The following is a 1,256-nucleotide window of genomic DNA, read 5'->3' on the forward strand; positions in this document are numbered from 1 at the left end:
GACGTGACAACGGAGGGTGTGAATGGAGGCACTGACGGAGTTCAGTCCTCGGTCACCTACACGCTCTCGGCCAATGTGGAGAATCTGACCCTGACCGGGACTGGGAATATCAATGCCACCGGCAACGCTGATGGCAACACCCTAACTGGCAACACCGGTAACAACATCCTCAATGGGGCTGGCGGCGCCGACACGCTCGTCGGTCTTGCAGGCACCGACACGGCCAGCTATGCGGCGTCGGTGGCTGGTGTGAATGTCAGCCTAATGACCAGTGTGGCTCATGGCGGCGATGCCGAAGGCGACATCTTCTCCAACATCGAGGGCCTTCTGGGCTCTGCCCAGAACGATACGCTCGAGGGCGATAGCGGCAACAACGTGTTGAATGGCGGCGCCGGCATCGATACGCTGAGCTACGAGCACGCGACCGCGGCCATCACGGTGAGCCTTGCGACGGCGGCCGCCCAGAACACGATTGGCTCCGGCAGCGACACCCTCTCCGGCTTCGAGAACCTGACCGGCTCGGCCTTCGGCGACACGCTGACGGGCAGCACGGCAGCCAACGTGATCTCCGGCCTGGGCGGCGACGACCTGATCAATGGTGGCGGCGGCGCTGACATCCTCATCGGAGGTACTGGAAACGACCGATTTGTCTTCAAAGCAGTTGCAGATAGCAGTCCATCGAGCTTGGATACACTCAACGACTTTCAGCATGGGTCCGACAGGATCGATGTGTCGGCAATTGATGCCAATACCTCTGCGGGGGGCAATCAAGCTTTTACGTTTGGAGGTCAAAACAATAGTATTATTGCACACTCATTGACGTGGTTTGAATCTGGCAGCAATACAATCGTCCAAGCCGATGTGAACGGAGACACTATAGCAGATCTCGTACTCGTAATGGTAGGAAACAATTTGAACATAGATTCATCTGATTTTATTTTGTAGTATAGAGCTACAAAATATAATTTTATGATGTGTTCGTTCGCTCAGTTAATTCGCTGTGCGCTGGCCATATTTATTTTAGGTCACGTATCTCCGTGCCTCATCGAGTCGGTAACCCCTTTGCTGCGTGGGGCGGAGACGTTCGAATTGAAGTGCCTCGAAGGTTAGAGCGGTTCACGCTTTGATGGAATCGAAGGGGATTCCCGATTTGTCGGTTGTGTGATTCAAGATGCTGGCTGGGAATGGAGGCCAGCATCTGATGACCCGACCTCTTTCCAATGATCTTCGCGAGCGGGTTGTAGCGGCGGTTTTGG

General features: G+C 55.2%; 1 protein-coding gene. It reads left to right on the plus strand.

Annotated elements, in window-relative coordinates:
• A partial coding sequence (locus AC1DZU_RS35530) for a calcium-binding protein (protein ID WP_477292117.1) occupies positions 1–945 on the plus strand: 945 nt, incomplete at its 5' end.
• Between the last annotated feature and the right edge of the window lie 311 nt (positions 946–1,256).

The organism is Mesorhizobium sp. P2_A12 (genome assembly GCF_056405075.1).